Origin of the sequence: Paenibacillus polygoni (genome assembly GCF_030263935.1) — a bacterium.
In the GTDB taxonomy this organism is placed as follows: Bacteria; Bacillota; Bacilli; order Paenibacillales; family Paenibacillaceae; genus Paenibacillus; species Paenibacillus polygoni.
Map to the genome: position 1 here is coordinate 1,578,804 of NZ_CP127162.1, position 22,656 is coordinate 1,601,459.

Consider the following 22,656-nt stretch of genomic DNA (forward strand, 5'->3'; position numbering starts at 1 on the left):
AACAGTCATGAGTTCATTTGTGCATTTACATGTTCATAGCGAATACAGCCTGCTTGACGGTGCTGCACGGATTGTAGAGCTCGTGGACAAGGCAGCAAACGATGGGATGAAGGCTCTTGCATTAACAGACCATGGGGTCATGTATGGAGCAATCCCTTTTTATAAAGCATGTGTAGCAAAAGGAATCAAGCCGATTATCGGCTGTGAAGCTTATATAACAGCAGGTTCTCGTCATGAACGGGGAAACCGCAAAGATCAGCCCATCTATCATTTGATATTGCTTGCTCAAAACCACATCGGTTATCAAAATCTCATGAAACTTTGCTCGATTGGTCATTTGGAAGGTTTTCATTATAAGCCTCGAATCGATATGGAGAGCCTAGCAGAATATAGTGAAGGCATTATCTGTTTAAGTGCGTGTCTTGGTGGAGAGATTCCGCAGCATATACTCATGGGACGGTTAGATGAGGCTAAAGAGGCTGCTATTCGTTATCAAACGATATTTGGAGACCGCTTTTATCTTGAACTGCAAGATCACGGTCTCTCTGAACAGAAACGAGTGAACCCTGAACTCATTCGTTTATCAAAAGAACTGGATATTCCGCTCGTTGCAACGAACGATGCTCATTATCTGTCGGAAGAAGATGCGGAAGTTCAGGACGTACTCATCTGCATTGGTACGGGGAAGACTGTGGATGATGAAGACCGGCTTCGCATCCCCTCAAGCCAGCTTTATTTAAAGAGCAGTGAGCAGATGCAAAGTCTGTTTCCGCATGTACCAGAAGCAATTGAAAATACAGTGCGAATCGCGGAGCGTATTGACTTAAAACTTGAGTTTGGAAACTATATTCTCCCGGCCTATAGACCGATACCAGAAGGACTCACACCAGGCGAGTATCTTAAACAGCTGTGTGAAGAAGGACTTAGATCACGATATGAGGATACAAGCCACTTTAGCAGTGCAGAAGGGAAAAAGGAACTATTTGACCGGCTGTATTATGAGCTTGGCGTAATTGAAGAAATGGGATTTTCTGATTACTTCTTAATTGTATGGGATTTTATTGCCTATGCTCATCAGGAAGGCATTGCGACCGGACCAGGAAGGGGCTCCTCAGCGGGCAGCCTTGTTGCTTATGTGCTGCGCATTACAAATGTCGATCCGATAAAATATCGGCTTCTTTTTGAAAGGTTCCTAAATCCCGAGCGGATTACGATGCCTGATATCGATATTGACTTTAGTGATGAGCGAAGAGATGAAGTGATCGACTATGTATCGAGAAAATATGGCCGCGAACATGTCGCACAGATTATTACCTTTGGAACACTGGCTGCGAGGGCTGCAGTAAGGGATGTGGGAAGAGTACTCAGCATTCCGTATGCAGAAGTTGATAAAGCAGCAAAGCTGATTCCAGGTCAGATTGGCATGAATATTGCCAAGGCGCTCGAACTAACTCCTGAGCTCAAAGCACTTTATGAAACCAAGCCCAAAACAAAAGCACTGCTGGATATGGCGAAAAAAGTAGAAGGCATGCCAAGACATGCTTCGACACATGCGGCCGGGGTTGTTATATCGAGAGATCCGCTGACAGATGTGGTTCCTCTTCAGGAAGGCAGCGAAGGAGCAGCACTGACGCAGTACTCAATGGAAAACCTGGAATCAATTGGTCTGCTCAAGATGGACTTTTTGGGACTAAGAACTCTGTCCATCATCGAACGCTGTTTACGCTGGGTTAGTGAACAGGAAGGCAAAGCTCCAGATTTCCGGTATATTTCTGATGATGATCCGAAGACCTATGAGATGCTGGGTAATGGGGATACGACAGGCATTTTCCAATTGGAATCTGCAGGAATTCGGAAGGTGCTGAAGGATCTGAAACCTTCTGTTTTTGAAGATATCATCTCGGTACTTGCTCTTTATCGTCCAGGTCCAATGGAGTTTATTCCTAAGTATATTCAGGGTAAACACGGACTCATTGAAGTGGAGTATCCGCATAAAGATCTCATCCCTGTTTTAGAAGACACGTACGGGATTATCGTATATCAAGAGCAGATTATGCAGATCGCTTCAAGCATGGCTGGATTTTCACTTGGAGAAGCCGATTTGCTGCGCAGAGCTGTGTCTAAGAAAAAAAGAGAAGTGCTCGACCTGGAGCGGGAACACTTTGTTAAAGGAAGCGCAGCGCAAGGTTATAGCCAGGAAGAGGCGGACCGAGTCTATGACATGATTGTTCGTTTTGCTAACTACGGGTTCCCGCGTGCGCATGCGGCAGCCTATGGGATTTTGGCGTTTCAAACCGCGTATTTAAAAGCACATTATCCTGCACCATTTATGGCTTCCATGTTAACTGCGGTCATGGGAAATCACCGGAAAGTAGCAGAATATGTTGTCGAATGCAGACGGATGGGGATTCCGATTCTTCCGCCTGATGTGAATGAGAGCGGGATTTTATTCACTCCGATTGCAGGACATAATGGAGAACTTCCTGGGGATGAACCGGCCAAAGAAGAGAAGCCGCAGGGATCTATCCGATTCGGGCTCGCTGCCATTAAAAATGTGGGAACTCAAGCGATGGAGAGTATTCTTGCTGTTCGCAGCAAAGACGGTCCATTTGAAAGTTTGCTTGATTTTTGCAGAAGAGTCGACCTTAGAGTCTGCAATAAACGGGTGATTGAATCCCTAATTCAGGCAGGTGCTTTTGACAAGCTTCCAGGCCACCGGGCACAGCTGCTTGCCATGCTCGATGAGGTGGTAGAAGCGGCTCTGAAATGGCGGAAAGAGCGAGAAGATTTACAGATTCAACTTTTTGATTTTGTAGAAACACCAAATTGGGAGATTGAGTATCCGAATATACCCGAACATAGCATGTCACAACAACTTGAACTCGAACGTGAACTGCTTGGGCTTTACCTCTCTGGGCACCCGCTTGATGATTATAGTGATGTTTTGGAGACAGAAGAAGCAAGCAAGCTGATGGAACTTACAGATGCCGAAGATGAGTCAGTGGTTGTAACCGCAGGCATGGTTGTGTCGGTCAAACAGATTACGACCAAACAAGGGAAATCGATGGCCTTTATGGAGCTTGAGGATCAGATCGAGCGGACAGAAGTAGTTCTTTTTCCAGAAGTATGGCGGAAAAGCGAGCAACTGATTGATAAAGGTGCATTACTTGCGATTCGAGCAAAAGTACAGCTCCAGGATGAAGGATTTAAGCTCCTTGCTGACGAAATAGCTCCTTTATCCGGTGAGAACCTGCATCGTCTAGCCTTACAGAAACAGCGAAATACAGGGCGGCAGGATAAAAAATATGGTTCCTCTGTTCGGGCGAAGACGGCTCCTTCCCCTCTGCCGCAGCGATCTTCTGAAGCGGAAAACCGTGCTAAAGTGAATACATCGCCGAGGGGGGCTTCTTATGCTTCTCACAAAGCGAAAGAGACTACGAAATCAGGATCTGGGAACGAGTCGACACCTAAACTTAACGTGCGTGTAAAACAGCGGGTGTATATGAAGATAACATCAGCAGCAGAAAAGTCGGGTGTCCTTACAAAACTGAAGGCTGTATTACAGCAGCATCCCGGACCTGTAACAACTGTCTTATTCTATGAAGAGCACAGGTCTTATAGAGCATTAAGTGATGCGTATAGTATCAAACCTTCTCCAGAACTGATTGCCGGGCTTGAAGAAATTTTGGGTAAAGGAACCGTCGTAGTGAAGTAATACCTGTGATTAAAGCAGTGATTAAAGCAGTGATTAAAGCAGTGATTAAAGCAAGAGTAAGATCTTGTGAAAATGATTCATTTAACGTACTTTTTACGAACAATTTCCATCCCCGCTGCATACACTTAGGAACACCAAACATTTGGTGCATTTTTAAGTAGATGATTTGCTCTCACTTTGGTATAGACGTTTTCTAAATGAGACAATCATGGCTACAGGGATGGGGGAATCAGCGGATGTCATATGAAATTGTGGAAGCGATGCTGAAACGACGAGGTGTGACGATTGAATCGATTGCAGAGATCGTGTTCACCCTTCAGAAAAAGTTTCACCCGGAACTGAGAGAAGAAGAATGTGTGGAAAGTGTTCGTGCGGTTTTAGGTAAACGGGAAGTCCAGTATACACTTTACACAGGAATTGCACTGGATGAGCTCGCAGAGAAAAGACTGTTACCTCAGCCGCTACAGGCACTGCTCGAAGCTGATGAGCCGCTTTATGGTGTGGACGAGACTCTAGCACTTGGTATTACTAGTGTATATGGAATGATTGGGCTGACGAGTTTCGGCTACTTAGATAAAGAGAAGATGGGGATCATTGAAACACTGAATGACAAAAATTCAGGAGTTCATGTTTTTTTGGATGATTTAGTTGCAGGTCTTGCCGCAGCCGCATCTGCCAGAATTGCTCATAAGAACATCAGCGCTAAAAATTATCCTTTTAATCCATAAATAAAGGTTTATCTTCCGTGAAAATAGGCGAAAACAATAGTTACATGAATAGGGAAAAACACATGAATCATTCTGCCTCCAAGCCTTTCTTGCGAAAAAAAAGAGAGTTATGTTATCATTAAGCCATTATGCGAGCTTTAATCATAGGGCTTAGGGGGCGGAAATGGCATGTGGACGGTGATATATATTGCACCGACAGCAAAAATTGCTGACAGACTAAAAACTCGGCTTGCGGATGAAGGATTTCTAGTACAGACCCGTCCCATCAGTTTATCCAAGCAACAGTATGAAATTCTCGTTCCCTCCGGTGAGTTAGAAGAGGTTCAGGAAGTACTGAATTCCATCTTGCATTCCTAGATGAAGCAATGGAGTTCTATTCTTGTTTGCGGACCTATTCTATGCGGCAGGGAATTTAAAGGAAAGAGCGAACGACTCCCTTGTCTGTGTGTGTCTGTCTCCTCTTTTTTTTGCGTATAGGCACTTTTTATGTTTGCCCATGCTATGTTGTTAATGGCTGGTCATATCTAGACTAGCAAGCCATCAAATTTACGGCTGAAGAGGTGTAGTTGTGTTCAAAGATATATTCCAGAAAAAGCGGAAATACGCGACCATACCTTCAGAGCGAACAGGGCAGAATGATGCTCCTGAAGGAGTGGACCGCCCAAGACGTGAGGTCCCGGAAGGGCTCATGAACAAGTGCAGTAAATGTGGCACGATTCAATATAGTAAAGAGCTTGAGAAGAATCTGAAAGTCTGTCCTTCGTGCGGCTATCATATGCGTTTAAATGCAATGGAACGTGTCAAGATGACACTTGATGAAGGCTTTATCGAATATGACGCAGATATGGTCTCAGTGGATCCATTAGATTTCCCTGGTTACAAATCAAAGCTTGAACAACAAACCATGAAATCAGGTCTGAAGGATGCTGTAGTTACTGGTGAAGGCAGCATAGATGGTCACCCTGTAGTGGTCTGTGTTATGAGTTTTGACTTCTTTACAGGAAGTATGGGTTCCGTGGTTGGCGAAAAGATCACAAGGGCTATAGAAAAAGCGACTCAGAAAAAGTTGCCTCTCATTATCTTCTCCACATCCGGAGGAGCTAGAATGCAGGAGAGTATCTTAAGTCTAATGCAGATGGCTAAGACAAGCAGTGCTCTTGCAAGACTGGACGAGCAGGGAGGACTATATATCTCTGTCATCACTGATCCAACAACAGGCGGTGTATCTGCCAGCTTTGCTATGCTCGGCGATATTAATATTGCGGAGCCAGGAGCTATTTTTGGATTTGCCGGCCGAATTGTAATTGAGCAAACCATTCGCCAAAAACTGCCGGATGATTTTCAAACTGCTGAATTTAACTTGCAGCATGGACAGCTCGATATGGTAGTACATCGTAAAGATTTACGGACTACTCTAGCCAAATTACTAGACATGCATGAAGTGAAGGGAGAGGTGTAAGTTGGCGGGAGAGTTGCCACATGAAGCGCCCCTTACGGAGATGCGCAAGAAGATTGAAGAGCTTCAGCAGTTCGGTCTTGAAAAAGGAATTGACTTTACAGATGAGGTAAACCGATTAGAAGAGCGATATGCCAAACTTGAGGAAGAAGTATATTCTTCGATTACGGCTCCTCAGAAAATGCATATTGCAAGGCATCATCAGCGTCCAACCTCACTAGATCTTATTACGCTTGTATTTTCCGATTTCATGGAACTTCATGGCGATCGCCTGTTTGGTGATGATCTAGCAGTAGTCGGAGGTCTTGCTAAACTTGGAGGCAGACCGGTGACGGTTATTGGTCAGCAGCGAGGTAAAGATACGAAAGATAACATAGCACGATTTTTCGGAAGCGCTCATCCAGAAGGGTTTCGAAAAGCACTGCGTTTGATGCGCCAAGCGGACAAGTTTGGTCGTCCCATCATTACGTTTATTGATACTAAAGGTGCTTATCCTGGTAAAACGGCGGAAGAGAGAGGACAGTCAGAAGCGATTGCTCGCAATTTAATAGAAATGGCGAAGCTGTCTGTACCTGTCATTTGTGTCGTAATTGGAGAAGGCGGAAGCGGTGGAGCATTAGCGATGGCCGTTGGAAACCGGGTACTTATGTTAGAGCATGCCATTTATTCTGTCATTTCGCCTAACGGTGCAGCTTCTATTCTGTGGAAGGATGCCGCGAAGGCAGACCAAGCTGCAGAAGCTATGAAGATTACAGCACAGGATCTAATAGAGATGGAAGTTATTGAAGACATTGTTCCTGAACCTAAAGGCGGAGCTCATCTTGATTATGAAGCGACAGCTAAATCAATTAAACTAATGATTGAACAGCATCTTTCCGAGTTAATAAGTATGACAGGGGAAGAACTTCGTCAAGATCGATACAACAAATTCCGCAAAATCGGAAAGTTTCAAGAAAATTTAGAAAAAATAAAAGACCCTCTTATAGAAGATTCTTCTTTCGGCAAAGATTAATATGACAAAGTTCCTATACAAATGACGAAATTTGTAGTAGATTTAATTGTTGGAAAAGGATATATAAAGAGAGTCTTGAAAACGGAGGAAACTACAAAAATGCGCAAAACAAAAATTGTATGTACCATTGGTCCTTCCAGTGAATCGTTGGAGAACACAAAAAAGTTGATCATGGCTGGGATGAACGTAGCACGTCTAAACTTCTCCCACGGTGATTATGAAGAACATGGAGCACGTATCAAAACGATTCGTCAGGCTTCTGAAGAGTTGAACAAGACGGTTGCAATCTTGCTTGACACGAAAGGTCCTGAGATTCGTACAGGTAAACTTGAAGTAGAGCCAATTGAACTAGTTCAAGATGAGTTTGTTACTCTTACAACCGAAGAAATCCTCGGTACTAAAGATCGTATTTCTGTTACTTATGAAGATCTGCCAGGAGATGTATCTCCAGGATCAACAATTTTGATTGATGACGGTTTGATCGGTTTAACAGTAGTGGAAGTAAATGGCACAGAAATTAAATGCCGCATCGTTAACGGCGGTACGATTAAGAGCAAAAAAGGCGTTAACGTACCAGGAGTTAACATTTCCCTGCCAGGTATTACCGAGAAAGATGCTAACGATATCATTTTCGGAATTGAACAAGGTATCGATTTTGTTGCGGCTTCCTTCGTACGTAAAGCAAGTGACGTACTTGAAATTCGCGAATTGCTTGAAAAGCATAACGCTGGCCATATCCACATTATCTCTAAAATTGAAAACCAACAAGGTGTAGATAACCTTGATGAAATTCTTGAAGTTTCCGACGGTTTAATGGTTGCTCGTGGTGACCTTGGTGTAGAAATTCCTGCAGAAGAGGTACCTCTTGTGCAAAAACGCATGATTGAGAAATGTAACATTGCTGGTAAACCAGTAATTACAGCAACTCAAATGTTGGATTCTATGCAGCGCAACCCTCGTCCAACTCGTGCAGAAGCGAGTGACGTTGCGAACGCTATCTTTGACGGTACAGATGCAATCATGTTGTCTGGTGAGACAGCTGCAGGGAAATACCCAGTTGAGTCTGTTCTAACGATGGCTCGTATTGCAGAAAAAGCAGAATCTGCTTTGAATTATAAAGAGCTTTATAAAAAGCAACGTAGTGCTCAAGAAATCACAGTAACTGAGGCAATCAGCCAATCTGTTGCAATTAGTGCATATGAACTACATGCGAAAGCAATTCTTACTTCAACGGAATCCGGTCATACAGCACGTATGGTTTCCAAATACCGTCCTGAAGCACCAGTTGTAGCTGTAACAAATGAAGACCGTACGATGCGTAAGCTGGCTTTGACTTGGGGTGTAACTCCGGTTAAAGGTAAACCTTGTGATACTACGGACGGATTGTTTGCAAATGCAGTAGAAGGCGGCAGAAAATCCGGTATTGTAGAAGAAGGAGATCTTGTTGTTATTACAGCAGGTATTCCACTTGGACGCTCTGGTTCTACGAACCTCATTAAAATTGATCATATCTAATTGATATCATTAAAATAAATGACGACAAAAAAGCAATGGGGCCAATGGGTCCCATTGCTTTTTTCACAGTAATGAAGCTCTGTAAAGGATGTGAACATCGATGAGTAAGGTTAAGGATAGGAATGAGCAAGAAAAAAGTGCATGGTTTGGTACTTGTTTTCGTGTGCGTTATCAGGAAAGTGACCAAATGGGCGTTGTGTATCATGCCAATTATGTGAATTGGTTTGAGATTGGCAGAACCGAGATGATCCGCAGTCTTGGGCTGACATATCGCAGCATGGAAGAAGCGGGAGTGCTGTTACCTGTAATCGGCCTTGATCTAAAATATAGAAAACCTGCCAAATATGATGATTGTGTAACGGTTTGGACTCGAATCAATCAAATGAGCAGTGTTCGGCTTACTTATGAGTATGAAGTGCGAAGAGATGAAGGGTTGTCCTTACATGGGCAAAGTCCGATCTCCTTAGGACCTATCCTCTCCTCTGCGGAGCTTCCAGGTGAGCTTCTTGTTACCGGTACAACACAGCATGCGTGGGTTAACGGTGATTTTCGCCCTGTTAGACTTGATAAAAGTTTTCCGAACCTGTACGATGCATTAAGTAAGGCTTTAAGGCTTGGAAGGGAGTAACCGTACATGCGAAATTGGATGTGGGCTGCGCTGTTAATCATTCCCGGTGTAGAATTGTTTGGATTTATATGGGTAAGTGAAAGAATCGGCGCTGGATCCACGATTTTGATGATTGTTTTAACATCGCTGATTGGGATCGCGATGATGCAATTTGAAGGTCGTAAAGTAATGCAGGACACCCAGAGAGAAATGAAAAATGGCCAGGTGCCTGGCCGTAAGATGCTGGATGGCCTCTGTGTTTTTGTAGGGGGCATGCTGCTTGTCATCCCCGGATTTGTCACTGATATTATCGGCTTTACTCTTCTCTTTCCGCTAACAAGACCATTATACCGACTCTTTTTATTGAAATGGCTGGAGAAGAAATTGAAAGAAGGCAAAATTAGAATTCATCGGCGATTCTGATTATTTATAGGAGCAGGAAGATTCATTTCTTTCTGCTCCTTTTTATGGTAGGTAAATATATACATAAGGGTCCTTATTTGTCAATGAAAGTGATTACAAAAAAATACTTATGCCACTGAAAGAAATCTTTGATATCCTTTGAAACCTTCAAATTGTTCACATCATCGACAAAATCCAGTATGATGATGGAAGTGATACTTTTACACATGATGTCTGCAGAGCCTAGAATTTCTTATGAATATTTAATTATGTAACTGTTTTCATTTTTGATTAGAACTCTATTTTGTACAAAAGGAGAGGTGTAAAATGACAGCTACCAAAGGACTTGAAGGCATTGTGGCGACAACTTCCTCAATCAGTTCTATTGTTGATGGCGTTCTCACTTATCGTGGGTATGATATTGATGATTTAGCATCAAATGCTTGCTTTGAAGAAGTTGCTTATCTGCTCTGGTTTGGCAAACTGCCGAACAGGATTGAACTTGATAACCTAAAACAGAAGCTGAGTGAATATGCACCTATTCCTGATGCCCTTATTTCTCAAATTAAATTATATCCAAAAAAACTAAACACTATGGCGGCTCTTCGTTCTGCCATTTCGGCTTTGGCGCTTTATGATGAGAATGCGGAAGATGATTCACAGGAAGCAAATGAGATCAAAGCAGTGAAATTGCAGGCTCAGCTTCCAACCATCGTTGCAGCGATTGCCCGAATTCGTGAAGGAAATGAACCCGTAGCGCCTAAACAGGGTGTATCCATCGCCGAGAATTTCCTGTATATGCTGACGGGTGAAGAACCATCCGAAACCTCTGTCAAAGCTCTTGATCAAGCACTTGTGCTTCACGCAGACCACGAACTTAATGCCTCAACATTTGCTGCCCGAGTGACCGTAGCCACGCTCTCTGATATTTATTCAGGGGTGACTTCCGCTATCGGAGCGCTCAAAGGCCCTCTTCATGGTGGTGCCAATGAGGCGGTAATGAAGATGCTTAGTGAGATCGGTTCTGTAGAAAAACTCGAATCCTATATTCAAGATAAACTGGATAACCGCCAGAAGATTATGGGCTTTGGTCATCGGGTATATAAAAATGGCGATCCGCGTGCGAAACATCTGCAAAGAATGTCTCTTGAGCTTGGAGAACAAAAAGGAAATACCGATTTGTATGAGATGTCAGTTCAGATTGAAGAATTGATTACCTCTCAAAAAGGTCTGAAACCGAATGTAGATTTCTATTCAGCCTCTGTGTACACACAGCTTGGTATTGATAGAGAATTATTCACACCGATTTTTGCCATTAGTCGTGTATCTGGATGGACTGCTCATATCCTGGAACAGCTTTCTGACAACCGGATTATTCGTCCTCGTGCAGAGTATACCGGTCCAACGAATCAGAAGTATATCCCGATTGAACGTCGCTAGTTACTAAGAAACATGTATAATAAAAGAAAGCGCCCTTGGCAATAGTTTCCGTGAAGGAAAATTGTTGCAGGGCTCTTCTATGCCCATGTAATGCTGTAGATTTACAAAACAAGGAGGAAATATATTATGCCAAACTTTGAAAAATTCGTACTCCCTACAGAAGGCGAGAAAATCACCATTGATAATGGACAGCTTCAAGTTCCTAATAACCCGATTATTCCTTTTATTGAAGGGGACGGAACAGGCCGCGATATTTGGAAAGCATCCAAACGCGTACTCGATGCGGCTGTTGAGAAAGCATATAACGGCGAAAAGAAAATTGCTTGGTATGAAGTTTTTGCGGGTGAAAAAGCATTTAATACATACGGTGAGTGGCTTCCTGCGGATACACTTGAAGCAATCCGTGAGTATATCGTAGCCATTAAAGGACCACTTACTACACCAATCGGTGGCGGAATCCGTTCACTAAACGTTGCTCTTCGTCAAGAACTTGATCTGTATGTGTGCTTGCGTCCTGTACGTTATTTTGAAGGGGTACCTTCTCCGGTAAAACGTCCTGAACTTGTTGACATGGTCATTTTCCGTGAAAATACAGAAGACATTTATGCAGGGATTGAATACCAAGAAGGTTCTGAAGAAGTGAAAAAAGTAATCCAGTTCCTGCAACAGGAAATGGGCGCTAACAAAATTCGCTTCCCTGAAACTTCCGGTATCGGTATTAAACCTGTTTCCTCCGAAGGATCCAAACGTCTTGTACGTGCTGCAGTTGAGTATGCAATTACTCATGGACGTAAGAGCGTTACGCTTGTACACAAAGGTAATATCATGAAATTTACAGAGGGTGCTTTCAAAAACTGGGGTTACGAAGTGGCTGAAGCTGAATTCGGCGATAAAGTCTTCACTTGGGCTCAGTATGATGAAATCAAAGAAAAAGAAGGCACAGATGCAGCGAATGCGGCTCAAAAAGCAGCAGAAGATGCAGGTAAAATCATTATTAAAGATGCGATTGCAGATATCGCCCTTCAACAAGTGTTGACTCGTCCAGCTGAATTTGATGTGATTGCAACGCTCAACTTGAACGGTGACTACCTGTCTGATGCTCTAGCTGCACAAGTAGGCGGTATCGGTATTGCACCGGGAGCGAACATCAACTATGTAACAGGACATGCGATCTTTGAAGCAACACATGGTACTGCTCCTAAATATGCAGACAAAGACGTAGTTAATCCAGGTTCCGTGATTTTGTCCGGTGTAATGCTTCTTGAACACTTGGGATGGCAAGAAGCGGCTGACCTGATCTATAAAGGTATGGAAACTTCCATTAATAACAAAACCGTAACTTACGATTTTGCACGTTTGATGGATGGAGCAACCGAAGTGAAATGTTCCGAATTTGCTAATGAGATTATAAAAAACCTGTAAGGAGCGAATCTATTGACAATTCAGCGTAAAAAAATTACTGTCGTTGGAGCCGGGTTTACCGGAGCTACTACCGCACTTATGATAGCTCAGAAAGAACTTGGTGACGTTGTTCTTGTTGACATTCCTCAACTAGAGAACCCGACGAAGGGAAAAGCGCTTGATATGCTCGAAGCAAGCCCAATTCAAGGTTTTGATAGTAACATCGTTGGTACTTCAGACTACGAAGATGCAGCTGATTCGGATATTGTCATTATCACTGCTGGAATTGCTCGGAAACCAGGCATGAGTCGTGATGATCTGGTGAACACCAATGCAGGGATTGTCAAATCGGTTTGTGAAAATATTAAGAGATATTGTCCTGATTCCATCGTGATTATATTAAGTAATCCAGTGGATGCGATGACTTATGCTGCATACCATGCACTTGGTTTTCCTAAGAACCGTGTTATTGGGCAATCGGGTGTACTGGATACGGCTCGCTACTGTACTTTTATCGCTCAAGAACTGAATGTCTCTGTCGAGGATGTTCGGGGCTTCGTGCTTGGGGGTCATGGCGACGATATGGTACCTCTCGTACGTTACTCCAGTGTGGGCGGCATTCCTATCGAATCACTGATCTCAGAAGACCGGATAGAATCCATCGTAGAGCGAACTCGCGTTGGCGGTGGAGAAATCGTGAACTTGCTTGGTAACGGAAGTGCCTATTATGCGCCTGCTGCCTCCCTTGTACAAATGACGGAAGCTATTCTTAAGGATAAAAAGCGGATTATTCCTGTCATTGCTTATCTTGAAGGTGAATATGGTTACCATGATCTATTTCTTGGTGTTCCTACGATCCTGGGCGGTGGCGGAATTGAGCGAATATTTGAACTTGATCTTACAGCAGAGGAAAAAGCAGCTCTTGATCAATCAGCTGAATCTGTGCGTAATGTCATGTCTGTGGTAACGGTATAGGACTCATTTAATAATAAAATGAATAAATAGTGAATAAATGATAAGGAAATCCTGTAAAAGAGCAGGGTTTCCTTTTCTTTATGCCTCATAATCAGTATAATTTGAGAGATAGGAATAAAGTCATTATTATTGTCCATGGATTGATTCCGGCTTTATTTCTATGGGTAAGATCATAATAAAATAGTAGGAAAGGAGTGAATGGAAAAAATGGGTTCAATTTTTTATTTTGTACACATCCTTGGTGCGGTCTCCGTAGGTTATTATCTATTACTTCCTTTTGTGGTTAGTGCACTTATGAAACTAGCAGCACCCGCTCAAGAGGGAAGTATTGCCGCAGTAAGAACATTCAATCGTGTTGCTCAATACGGTTTGATCATTCAGTTTATTAGCGGTGGATACATCATGAGTCAAGGAGATTACTCTGTTTCCTGGATGATTCTTGTTGTTGTGATCTTCGTAGCCATGCTGGCGATTGGTGGTATTATGGGTAAATCCCTGCGTCTAGGGATTGCAGGTATTCAAGAAAAACGAGATATCAGTGCAGAAAAAAATAAACTGCGTATGTTCAGTATTATTTTGGCTGTATTGCTGCTTGTGATGCTTGGAATCATGGTCTACCCTTGGTAGAAACCAGGTAAGGATACATATCGATATAGAGTATTCATCAACCTATATATCTTGAAATAAGGCAGAATCATACGCAAGTATTTGCGGAAGGTTCTGTCTTTTTTGCGTTTTCTTCAGAAAAGGGTTGAGTTTTCTTTTCATAGAGTGGGCAAGAAAGTTTCATTAATCAGAGGACGGGTAAAATCATAACGAAGAGGATGACTAATAGTCTACTGATAGGAAGTAAAGATTTACGTATAAGGACAGTAAGATTAGCCATCCTATAACTTGTTTATGAAAATACGTGATTAAACATTCTAGAAAAGGAAGGGAGAACAAGATAATGTCAGAGAACCAAAATAAAATTTTTCCTCCACAGCAACAAAGCAAACAGCCAGGGATTGAATCAGAAATGACCCCAAGACCGAAGTACAAGGGAGAATCCTATAAAGCAGCAGGGAAATTGAAAGGAAAGAATGCTCTGATTACGGGCGGTGACAGTGGAATTGGACGTGCTGTAGCCGTTGCGTACGCAAAAGAAGGTGCAAACGTATCGATCGTCTACTTAGATGAACATAGCGATGCGGAGGAGACAAAGAAATGCGTAGAGCAAGAGGGAGTGAAGTGTCTTCTGATCCCAGGTGATATTCGGGATTCCGCATTCTGCAGCGAAGCGATTAAACAAACGGTAGAGGAATTAGGCGGACTAGATATTCTAGTGAACAACGCAGCAGAACAGCATCCACAGCAGAACTTTGAAGATATTACCGATGAACAGCTGGAAAAAACGTTCCGTACGAACATATTCAGTATGTTCTATATGACAAGAGCAGCAATGCCTCATTTAACAAGCGGCAGTGCAGTCATTAATACGACTTCCATCACGGCTTACCGTGGCAGTGAAAATCTAATCGATTACTCTGCTACGAAAGGCGCCATTACTGCTTTCACACGTTCCTTGTCCATGCATGTGGCCGATAAAGGAATCAGAGTAAATGCGGTAGCACCGGGTCCAATCTGGACTCCGCTCATTCCTTCTACTTTTGATGAAAAGAAAGTAAGTGAATTCGGAGCTACGCAGCCAATGAAACGTCCAGGTGAACCGGAAGAACTCGCGCCAGCTTATGTATATCTCGCATCCAGTGATTCTTCTTACGTAAGCGGACAAGTAATCCATGTAAACGGTGGAGAAGTAGTGAACGGTTAATAACAACAGCTATAACTTAACTAATTAGGTCTTGTACGGTCTTACATCCGTATGAGACCTTTTTACATTAATTTGATAAAATTTACATAACGATCGAAGTACGCTGTTTAATGTATGGTATGATCAATTTGATAGAATTAGGGAAAGGAATCGGATATGATATGGGATCTTGGTCACTTCGATTTGCAGCCTGGTTTGAGAAATATATGTTTGCTATTATTCCATTGACCCTAATTGTAGGGATTATGTTTTCTGAACTCTTTTTACCATTTGTATCCTGGGTTCCCTACTTGTTTGGCTTTGTCACGTTTGTCATGGCTTTGGGATGTGGTCTTACTCATTTGAAAAATGTAGTATACAAACCGATGCCTGTATTTATTACACTGCTTCTAGCTCATGTGCTCACCCCTCTTATAGCTTTTGCGCTTGGAGCCGCTCTGTTTGGCCCGGGTTCTGACTATACGGTGGGATTGGTCTTATTCTCAATTATTCCTTTAGGCGTTTCTTCGGTATTATGGGTCGGCATGTCTTATGGAAGTGTGCCCTTAATGCTTGCCATGGTAGTTGTAGATTCAGCACTTAGTCCGCTTACGGTACCTGGGCTCATTGAACTTTTTTTTGGAGCTGCTATCAAATTTGACACCGTATCCCTTGTGAAGGATCTCTTGTTAATTATCGTGGTTCCTACTGTACTTGGCGTTGCCATCTACGAAATTTCAAAAGGAAAATTCAAAGCATGGTCTGCTCCCGTTACATTGCCTATTTCAAAAATATTCTTCGCTGCAGTCGTACTCCTCAATGCGGCAGCCATCGCTCCTCATATAAGAACATTGGAAACAAGTGTTATTCTCGTATCTATTGCCGTCATATTGTTAGTTGCGCTATGCTATGGTATTGGATTTGCAGGCTCTTATCTAATGAGAAATGTTTCCCGGGAAATAAGGGTGACGATGTCTTATGCAGCTGGAATGCGTAATATATCACTCGGGCTTGTTCTTGCGATGGGATATTTTTCGCCGCAAGCAGCGATTCCTGTTGTGCTTGGAATTATGGTTCAGCAGCCGCTTGCAACACTGCATCATGCGCTATTGCAACGTTTTGTTCCCGTTCAAAAAGAAGAAATGTAAAATACAATGTTTAGAATAACTATATAAAGGATGAGTAAATAACGCATATGAAGACTTTTCGTTTTCGGCTTACCGCCATTATGATGACGCTGATCTTTATTTCTGTCTTAGCGGCAGGTGTGGCTCTGGGTCAAGTATTCAAAGAAGTACATATTAATGCCCTTGAAGAGAATATGGTGCGTGAGATTAAACTGTTGCAAACCCATTTTCCTTTTATGAAGACGCAAGGGGATCGTGAAACGGTAATCAAATACTATACAGAAAAAGCCACAGAACTTGAGGAACTCACCGATTCTAGAACGACGTTCATTCTTAGAGATGGTACGGTCATTGGTGATTCGGAGCATAATGCATCAAAAATGGATAATCATTTAAACCGTGAGGAAATTACATCCATCACGGAAGGGACTACTCCATACGGACATTCGATTCGAACGAGTGAAACACTTGGCGATAAGATGTTATATATCGCGCTTCCTGTAACTTCATCAGATGGGAACTTTGATGGGTATATCAGGCTTTCTATGAGCTTGAAAGCAGTGGAGGAAGGTCTAGGCCGAGGCTGGTTTCTTATGTTTATCACTCTTATTATTTTGTTTGTACTAGTGGCATTTGTTTGCTATCGGGTGGGGAAAAGTCTTACAAGTCCTATTGAACATATTACGAAGGTAGCGAATCAAATATCGAAACTGGATTATGATGCAAGAGTTAAATTTAATCGTGATGATGAAATCGGCCAACTGGGGAAAGCGATTAACGGTATGGCTGACAGCCTGCAGACTCAGCTGAAAATGATCCGTGACAGCGAAGATTTGGTTCAGAGTGTAATGAGCAATATGACAGGTGGTATTATTATGATTGATGCCACGCAAAATATAGCTGTGCTCAATAAAGAAAGTGAGCGTATGCTTGGTATTGAACAGCATCGTGTGATGGGCAGACCCTATCATGAACTGAAAAAAAGACATTATGAGTTAACGAAACTCATTGAATCTTCTATAGATCATAGAGATCGTATCCATGAAGAGGTGCGTTTATATACACCTGAAGAATTAATTGTTGGTTTAGACGGTGTTCCGATGTTCGAGAACGATGGAAGTTATCGAGGGATGCTATTTTTACTTCAAGATATCACAGCCATTCGGCGTCTCGAAAATATACGGAGTGAATTTGTAGCCAATGTATCCCATGAATTGAAGACACCAGTAGCAGCCGTGAAAGGTTTTGCAGAGACACTTCTAAGCGGTGCGGTAAAGGATGAGGAAACCGTACGATCCTTTTTGCAAATTATATATGATGAAGGGGACCGTTTAAACCGCCTCATTGGTGACATATTAGAATTATCGAAAATCGAATCGAAAAGATCTAACCTGGATTGCTCTCCGGTTCATCTTCATTCGTTCTTTGATATGGTGATCGGAACGCTAAGCAATGAAGCAGAGAAAAAACAGATCCGTCTTCTTGTAGATGTGCCTAATGAATTATTTATGGAAGCGGATGAGGATAAGCTGAAACAGATCTTTTTGAATCTAATCAGTAATGGGATTAACTATACTCTTGAAGGTGGACAAGTGAAAATTCAGGCATCCATTGACAAGAATGAAGGAGAAGAGAAGATCGTTTTCCAAATTAGTGATACGGGGATCGGTATACCAAAAGCCGACTTACCTAGAGTGTTTGAACGGTTTTACCGGGTAGATAAAGGGAGATCGCGTAATTCAGGCGGTACAGGACTAGGACTATCCATTGTGAAACATTTGGTTGAACTGCATCACGGAACGTTAATGGTGGAGAGCGAGCTTGGTACGGGAACGACCTTTACCGTCGTCTTACCGCTTCTTCAGGAACATGCGGATGAGGAATAGATGATCAGATAGATATCAGATCAGTTAGACTCGCATATTTTACACCACGATAACAATGTGATGATATTATGGACTGAATGAACATGAAAAGAAAGCAGGGGATACCATGGCACAACGATTATTAGTTATTGAAGATGAGCCTACACTAGCAAGATTACTCTCCTACAACTTGACCCAAGAAGGTCATGATGTAACAGTAGAGGATCACGGTACATCCGGTTACGAACGAGCTTCTTCTCAGGAGTTTGATCTGATCCTGCTCGATATTATGCTTCCTGGGATGAATGGACTTGAGGTTCTAAGTAAACTTAGAAGTACGGGGGTAAAGACCCCTATTATTATTCTCACTGCTAAAAATGGGGAAAATGAAGTCGTTCAGGGACTCAAACTGGGTGCAGATGATTATATAACCAAACCATTTGGGGTATCGGAACTGCTGGCTAGGGTGGATGCCGTACTGCGCAGGGTATCGGGAATTGAGGAACAGCCCGTACCTGATGAAGAGGATGGATCAAGAATTGTCTTAGGAGAACTTGAGATTTATCCGAAGAAGTATGAAGTGACGCTGAGCGGACAACCTATACAGCTTCGACCGAAAGAGTTTGAAGTGCTTTTATATTTAGCTAAAAAGCCTGGTGTTGTATTAACTAGGGATGATTTAATGAATGCGGTATGGGGATTTGACTATATTGGAGGTCAGCGAACCGTAGATGTTCATGTAAGTTCTCTGCGAAAAAAGCTGGAGCTGGATCCCGAAACGGTTCATATTGACTCCATACGAGGTGTGGGATACAAGCTTGTAGCGGGGAAACGAAAGACGGTTTCACAGCTTCGATGAAAGTCTGCTTTTTCTAAGGCTGAATAGATGCGGATGAGCGGGCTTTCCTGATTTACATTTTACATAGCGTTAACAATCATTTATATAGCCTTTACAATAGGGCGTTACAATGATGTAGAGCTTTTATTTTGTGAGGTCTGTTAGTCCGTATGAGAAGATGATCCTCACTATGCAGTAAAGGAGATAAACCAGGGATGAACAGCACGATGATAAATATTAAAAACCTGAATCTATATTATGAATCTTTTCATGCGCTGAAAAATGTAAATCTAGAGATTCCCAAAAATACAGTGACCGCTTTTATCGGGCCTTCCGGCTGCGGTAAATCTACACTTCTTCGTACACTTAATCGTATGAATGACATGATTACGGGGACACGAATTGAAGGAAAAGTAGAGATTGATGGACAAGATATTTATGGTGAGAACCTTCCAATAGAGACCCTGCGCAAACGGGTAGGTATGGTGTTTCAACAACCCAATCCTTTTCCTAAAACAATCTATGATAACATCGCTTATGGTCCGCGCCTTCACGGCACAACGGATAAAAAGGTACTTGATGAGATTGTTGAACAAAGTTTACGCCGATCCGCGCTGTGGGATGAAGTGAAAGATTACTTGAAACGCTCGGCAATGAGTCTGTCTGGAGGACAACAACAGCGTTTATGTATTGCCCGTGCTTTGGCAGTTCAGCCTGAGGTGCTGCTTATGGACGAAGCAACATCAGCTCTCGATCCGATCTCTACCCTAAAAATCGAGGAACTAGTACAAGAGTTAAGAGACCATTACACAATTGTTATGGTTACACATAATATGCATCAAGCTGCTCGCGTATCTGGAAAAACGGTCTTTTTCCTGAATGGGGAAGTGATCGAAGCGGCAGAAACGAACGAAATTTTCTCTAATCCACAAGACCCTAGAACAGAAGACTATGTATCTGGGCGTTTTGGTTAACGGATTGTACGTATTTAATAGCTACACTTCATTTACATGAGGAGGAACAGCAAGGATGATTCGTAGAAAGGGATTTGACCGGGAATTAAATCAGCTTCGAGATGTATTGCTTAAAATGGCGGAACACGTAAATACAGCTTTGGTAGATGCCATTAGCAGCTTAAAGTCAGGTGATCTCAAACTTGCGCAGAAGGTCGTATCGGAAGATATCCAGCTGAATGCAATGGAAGAAGAGATTATGGAACTTGGAACGAAACTGATTATTACACAACAGCCTGTCGCTAAAGATCTAAGAAGAATTATCGTAGCTTTCAAAATCTCAAGTGACCTGGAACGAATGGGTGATCTGGCACTGGATGTAGCCAAAGTGACACTGCGTATGGAAGGTCAGAAACTAATCAAGCCTCTTGTCGATATCCCGCGGATGGGGGAGATTGTAAAGCTTATGATCGATGATTCCATAACTTCTTATCTGGATGAAAATGCAGATTTGGCTTACAAAATGGCAAAAACAGATGATGAAGTGGATGAACTGTACAGCCATATGATGACAGACTTATATGCGCTCATGGTGGATCATCCGCAAGATGCTTCCCAGGCGATGCTTCTTATGATGGTGGGCCGTTATATCGAGCGAATTGGTGACCATGCAACCAATATTGGTGAAAGTGCTGTATATTTAGTTACAGGTAAACGTCCTGACCTGAATCAATAAAGAGGACGAAATGCATAGAAATCCTTAGTAATGTATAGGTTTTTAGTCTCTTCCAAATGGCAGAATTATTCACGAATTTCTATTTTTTTAGAAATTTTCGGATAATTCTGTTTCTTTTTGTGCAGTAGTGGGTAATTATACTCTGTCAGTTAAGCAACTCACCTAGCAAATTTCGTAAAGATAGTGAAATGAGCCGCTGTTGACATCGGCTTTTTTTGCTATATGCTGGGAGTTTTTTAGGCGCAGTGACGAAATATGACAGGGGGAAACGATTCATGATTGAATTTAAAGGTGTTAAGAAAGTGTATGATGATGGTTTTGAAGCATTGAAAGGCATTGATCTTACGATCAAAGAAGGTGAAATTACGGTGTTCATTGGTCCTTCTGGTTGTGGTAAAACAACCACGATGCGAATGATCAATCGTTTGAATGTTCCATCCCATGGTCAAATATTGATTAACGGGAAAGATATATCGAAAATGGATGCAGTTGACCTCAGAAGAAGCATTGGTTATGTCATTCAAAGTGTGGGTCTATTCCCCAATATGACAATCGCTAAAAATGTAGGTGTCGTACCTCGTTTGCTGAAATGGGATAAAACAAAAATCGATGCACGTGTAGATGAACTCCTTAATCAAGTCAGACTTGCACCAGAGACATTCGGGAATCGTTATCCTTCTGAACTCAGTGGCGGACAACAACAGCGGATTGGTGTCATTCGTGCGCTGGCAGCAGATCCCGATATTATTTTGCTGGATGAACCTTTTAGTGCACTTGACCCGATTAGCAGAGAAGAACTGCAAGATGAGTTAATTCGTCTTCAAACAGAAGTGAAAAAAACCATCGTTTTCGTTACGCATGATATGGATGAAGCGATCAAACTCGCCGATACCATTGTCCTGATGAAAGGTGGACAAATAGAACAAGTAGGAACTCCAGATCAGATCTTACGTCACCCGGCAAGTGAATTCGTGGAAAGCTTTATCGGTAAAGATCGCTTGCTGTCAGACGACCTCACAGAATTCCCGAATGTCGAAGAAGTGATGATTAACAATCCAGCTACAGCGTTCCCATCCAGAGGGATTGCAGAAGCAATTACCATTCTACAAAGACGTAAAGTAGACTCATTGCTGGTGGTTGATAAAAATAAACGTTTGCTTGGTAACGTGACGATCTATCAGTTAATCAAACATTATCGTGAAGAAGATAAGAAAATAGTCGATGTGATGAACCCTATAGAGCACGTACTTTATAGAGGAGATTCGGTGACCACCGCGCTTACGATCCTGAATGAGAATCAGCTTTCTAATTTGCCTGTCGTGGATGAAAATGGACTCTTCCTTGGTCTCATCACAAGAGGTAGTGTGGTAAGACTGCTTGCAGACGTCTATACTCCAGAACCAGAGGAGGCAGAAGTGAATGCAGGTATTTGAATCGATAAAAAGTTTCTTTGTTTTCATAGGTGAACGTTACCCAGATATTCTTAGTGCAGCAGGTCAGCATGCTTTAATTGCAGCGATTGCTACCATTTTAGGCATTGTCGTTGCGATACCCGTAGCGATCATGATCTCAAGTTCAGAGATAAAATGGGTAAATTCCCTGGTATTCAGTGTGGCGAATCTATTTCAAACCATTCCAAGCTTAGCGCTTCTTGCTCTCATGATTCCTTTATTCGGTATCGGAATGACACCGGCCATTGTTGCCTTATTTTTATATTCTTTGTTGCCGCTTTTACGAAATACATATGCTGGACTACAGGCAGTTGACCCTGCACTGAGAGATGCATCAAAGGGAATGGGCTACAGCAGACTTCAAAGTTTATTTCAGATCGAGCTGCCTTTGGCGGTTCCGTACATTATGTCAGGTATTAGAATAACGACAGTCTATATCATTAGTTGGACTACTCTCGCTGGACTTATTGGAGCTGGTGGACTCGGACAGTTAATTATGTCGGGACTTGGGGTAAACAAGACCGAACTTATTGTAGCAGGCGCACTTTCAGCTATTCTTTTTGCACTGCTTGCTGACTTGTTACTAGGAGCACTAGAGAAAGCAATTAGACCAAACCAAAATAGTGCAAAGGCGTAGGTTTCC

20 protein-coding genes are annotated in these 22,656 nt (G+C 42.5%); all 20 read left to right on the forward strand.

The genetic code is table 11. From position 1 onward, the window contains the following. Positions 1-7 precede the first annotated feature (7 nt). The 20 genes from QPK24_RS07625 to QPK24_RS07720 all read left to right on the forward strand — a co-directional run bounded on the left by QPK24_RS07625 (position 8) and on the right by QPK24_RS07720 (position 22,650). Entirely contained in the window at positions 8-3,715 is a 3,708-nt protein-coding gene (locus QPK24_RS07625; RefSeq protein WP_285747574.1) for a DNA polymerase III subunit alpha, read from the forward strand. 236 nt (positions 3,716-3,951) lie between these two features. Then, entirely contained in the window at positions 3,952-4,443 is a 492-nt protein-coding gene (locus tag QPK24_RS07630) for a phosphatidylglycerophosphatase A family protein (RefSeq protein ID WP_285747576.1), read from the forward strand. Positions 4,444-4,611: 168 nt separating this feature from the next. Continuing rightward, positions 4,612-4,800, forward strand: a complete 189-nt coding sequence (locus QPK24_RS07635) for a glutamate decarboxylase (protein ID WP_191797943.1) — start codon at positions 4,612-4,614, stop codon at positions 4,798-4,800. Positions 4,801-5,011: 211 nt separating this feature from the next. Beyond that, positions 5,012-5,902, forward strand: coding sequence for an acetyl-CoA carboxylase, carboxyltransferase subunit beta (gene accD, locus QPK24_RS07640; protein WP_285747580.1), 891 nt, complete (start codon positions 5,012-5,014; stop codon positions 5,900-5,902). Position 5,903: 1 nt separating this feature from the next. Continuing rightward, positions 5,904-6,911, forward strand: coding sequence for an acetyl-CoA carboxylase carboxyltransferase subunit alpha (locus QPK24_RS07645; protein ID WP_160032938.1), 1,008 nt, complete (start codon positions 5,904-5,906; stop codon positions 6,909-6,911). A 99-nt stretch (positions 6,912-7,010) separates the two neighbouring features. Further along, the gene (pyk, locus tag QPK24_RS07650) at positions 7,011-8,426 is read left to right on the forward strand and encodes a pyruvate kinase (protein WP_285747583.1); all 1,416 of its coding nucleotides are present in this window, start codon (positions 7,011-7,013) and stop codon (positions 8,424-8,426) included. 100 nt (positions 8,427-8,526) lie between these two features. Further along, entirely contained in the window at positions 8,527-9,054 is a 528-nt protein-coding gene (locus tag QPK24_RS07655; RefSeq protein WP_285747585.1) for an acyl-CoA thioesterase, read from the forward strand. A gap of 6 nt (positions 9,055-9,060) precedes the next feature. Further along, the gene (locus QPK24_RS07660) at positions 9,061-9,456 is read left to right on the forward strand and encodes an FxsA family protein (protein ID WP_285747587.1); all 396 of its coding nucleotides are present in this window, start codon (positions 9,061-9,063) and stop codon (positions 9,454-9,456) included. A 306-nt stretch (positions 9,457-9,762) separates the two neighbouring features. Beyond that, positions 9,763-10,875 (forward strand): citrate synthase, encoded by a 1,113-nt coding sequence (gene citZ / locus QPK24_RS07665; RefSeq protein ID WP_160032941.1) that lies wholly within the window; start codon positions 9,763-9,765, stop codon positions 10,873-10,875. A 126-nt stretch (positions 10,876-11,001) separates the two neighbouring features. Further along, positions 11,002-12,297: an NADP-dependent isocitrate dehydrogenase gene (gene icd / locus QPK24_RS07670; RefSeq protein WP_285747590.1), complete on the forward strand. Its 1,296-nt coding sequence runs from the start codon at positions 11,002-11,004 to the stop codon at positions 12,295-12,297. Between the two features lie 12 nt (positions 12,298-12,309). After that, positions 12,310-13,251 (forward strand): malate dehydrogenase, encoded by a 942-nt coding sequence (mdh, locus tag QPK24_RS07675; protein WP_285747592.1) that lies wholly within the window; start codon positions 12,310-12,312, stop codon positions 13,249-13,251. Between the two features lie 207 nt (positions 13,252-13,458). Beyond that, positions 13,459-13,878, forward strand: a complete 420-nt coding sequence (locus QPK24_RS07680) for a hypothetical protein (protein ID WP_285747594.1) — start codon at positions 13,459-13,461, stop codon at positions 13,876-13,878. Positions 13,879-14,200: 322 nt separating this feature from the next. Then, complete coding sequence (locus QPK24_RS07685) at positions 14,201-15,064, forward strand: SDR family oxidoreductase (RefSeq protein WP_285747596.1); 864 nt, start codon at positions 14,201-14,203, stop codon at positions 15,062-15,064. Between the two features lie 161 nt (positions 15,065-15,225). Next, positions 15,226-16,191, forward strand: coding sequence for a bile acid:sodium symporter family protein (locus QPK24_RS07690; protein ID WP_285747598.1), 966 nt, complete (start codon positions 15,226-15,228; stop codon positions 16,189-16,191). A 47-nt stretch (positions 16,192-16,238) separates the two neighbouring features. Next, the gene (gene pnpS / locus QPK24_RS07695; RefSeq protein ID WP_285747601.1) at positions 16,239-18,056 is read left to right on the forward strand and encodes a two-component system histidine kinase PnpS; all 1,818 of its coding nucleotides are present in this window, start codon (positions 16,239-16,241) and stop codon (positions 18,054-18,056) included. A gap of 106 nt (positions 18,057-18,162) precedes the next feature. Beyond that, entirely contained in the window at positions 18,163-18,894 is a 732-nt protein-coding gene (locus tag QPK24_RS07700) for a response regulator transcription factor (protein ID WP_285747603.1), read from the forward strand. A 194-nt stretch (positions 18,895-19,088) separates the two neighbouring features. Next, positions 19,089-19,847, forward strand: a complete 759-nt coding sequence (gene pstB, locus QPK24_RS07705) for a phosphate ABC transporter ATP-binding protein PstB (RefSeq protein ID WP_285747605.1) — start codon at positions 19,089-19,091, stop codon at positions 19,845-19,847. A 55-nt stretch (positions 19,848-19,902) separates the two neighbouring features. Beyond that, positions 19,903-20,562 carry a phosphate signaling complex protein PhoU gene (gene phoU / locus QPK24_RS07710; RefSeq protein WP_285747607.1) on the forward strand — a complete coding sequence of 220 codons (660 nt, stop codon included), beginning with the start codon at positions 19,903-19,905 and terminating at the stop codon, positions 20,560-20,562. Between the two features lie 275 nt (positions 20,563-20,837). Then, complete coding sequence (locus tag QPK24_RS07715; protein ID WP_285747609.1) at positions 20,838-21,995, forward strand: ABC transporter ATP-binding protein; 1,158 nt, start codon at positions 20,838-20,840, stop codon at positions 21,993-21,995. After that, the gene (locus QPK24_RS07720; protein WP_225229008.1) at positions 21,982-22,650 is read left to right on the forward strand and encodes an ABC transporter permease; all 669 of its coding nucleotides are present in this window, start codon (positions 21,982-21,984) and stop codon (positions 22,648-22,650) included. Before QPK24_RS07715 ends, QPK24_RS07720 begins: the two co-directional genes overlap by 14 nt. Positions 22,651-22,656 lie beyond the last annotated feature (6 nt).

What these genes read in the sequence shown, in the direction of transcription:
- QPK24_RS07625 (WP_285747574.1), top strand. Translation starts at nt 8, where the DNA reads ATGAGTTCATTTGTGCATTTACATGTTCATAGCGAATACAGCCTGCTT.
- QPK24_RS07630 (WP_285747576.1), top strand. Translation starts at nt 3,952, where the DNA reads ATGTCATATGAAATTGTGGAAGCGATGCTGAAACGACGAGGTGTGACG.
- QPK24_RS07635 (WP_191797943.1), top strand. Translation starts at nt 4,612, where the DNA reads ATGTGGACGGTGATATATATTGCACCGACAGCAAAAATTGCTGACAGA.
- pyk (WP_285747583.1), top strand. Translation starts at nt 7,011, where the DNA reads ATGCGCAAAACAAAAATTGTATGTACCATTGGTCCTTCCAGTGAATCG.
- QPK24_RS07655 (WP_285747585.1), top strand. Translation starts at nt 8,527, where the DNA reads ATGAGTAAGGTTAAGGATAGGAATGAGCAAGAAAAAAGTGCATGGTTT.
- QPK24_RS07660 (WP_285747587.1), top strand. Translation starts at nt 9,061, where the DNA reads ATGCGAAATTGGATGTGGGCTGCGCTGTTAATCATTCCCGGTGTAGAA.
- citZ (WP_160032941.1), top strand. Translation starts at nt 9,763, where the DNA reads ATGACAGCTACCAAAGGACTTGAAGGCATTGTGGCGACAACTTCCTCA.
- icd (WP_285747590.1), top strand. Translation starts at nt 11,002, where the DNA reads ATGCCAAACTTTGAAAAATTCGTACTCCCTACAGAAGGCGAGAAAATC.
- QPK24_RS07680 (WP_285747594.1), top strand. Translation starts at nt 13,459, where the DNA reads ATGGGTTCAATTTTTTATTTTGTACACATCCTTGGTGCGGTCTCCGTA.
- QPK24_RS07685 (WP_285747596.1), top strand. Translation starts at nt 14,201, where the DNA reads ATGTCAGAGAACCAAAATAAAATTTTTCCTCCACAGCAACAAAGCAAA.
- QPK24_RS07690 (WP_285747598.1), top strand. Translation starts at nt 15,226, where the DNA reads ATGGGATCTTGGTCACTTCGATTTGCAGCCTGGTTTGAGAAATATATG.
- pnpS (WP_285747601.1), top strand. Translation starts at nt 16,239, where the DNA reads ATGAAGACTTTTCGTTTTCGGCTTACCGCCATTATGATGACGCTGATC.
- QPK24_RS07700 (WP_285747603.1), top strand. Translation starts at nt 18,163, where the DNA reads ATGGCACAACGATTATTAGTTATTGAAGATGAGCCTACACTAGCAAGA.
- pstB (WP_285747605.1), top strand. Translation starts at nt 19,089, where the DNA reads ATGAACAGCACGATGATAAATATTAAAAACCTGAATCTATATTATGAA.
- phoU (WP_285747607.1), top strand. Translation starts at nt 19,903, where the DNA reads ATGATTCGTAGAAAGGGATTTGACCGGGAATTAAATCAGCTTCGAGAT.
- QPK24_RS07715 (WP_285747609.1), top strand. Translation starts at nt 20,838, where the DNA reads ATGATTGAATTTAAAGGTGTTAAGAAAGTGTATGATGATGGTTTTGAA.
- QPK24_RS07720 (WP_225229008.1), top strand. Translation starts at nt 21,982, where the DNA reads ATGCAGGTATTTGAATCGATAAAAAGTTTCTTTGTTTTCATAGGTGAA.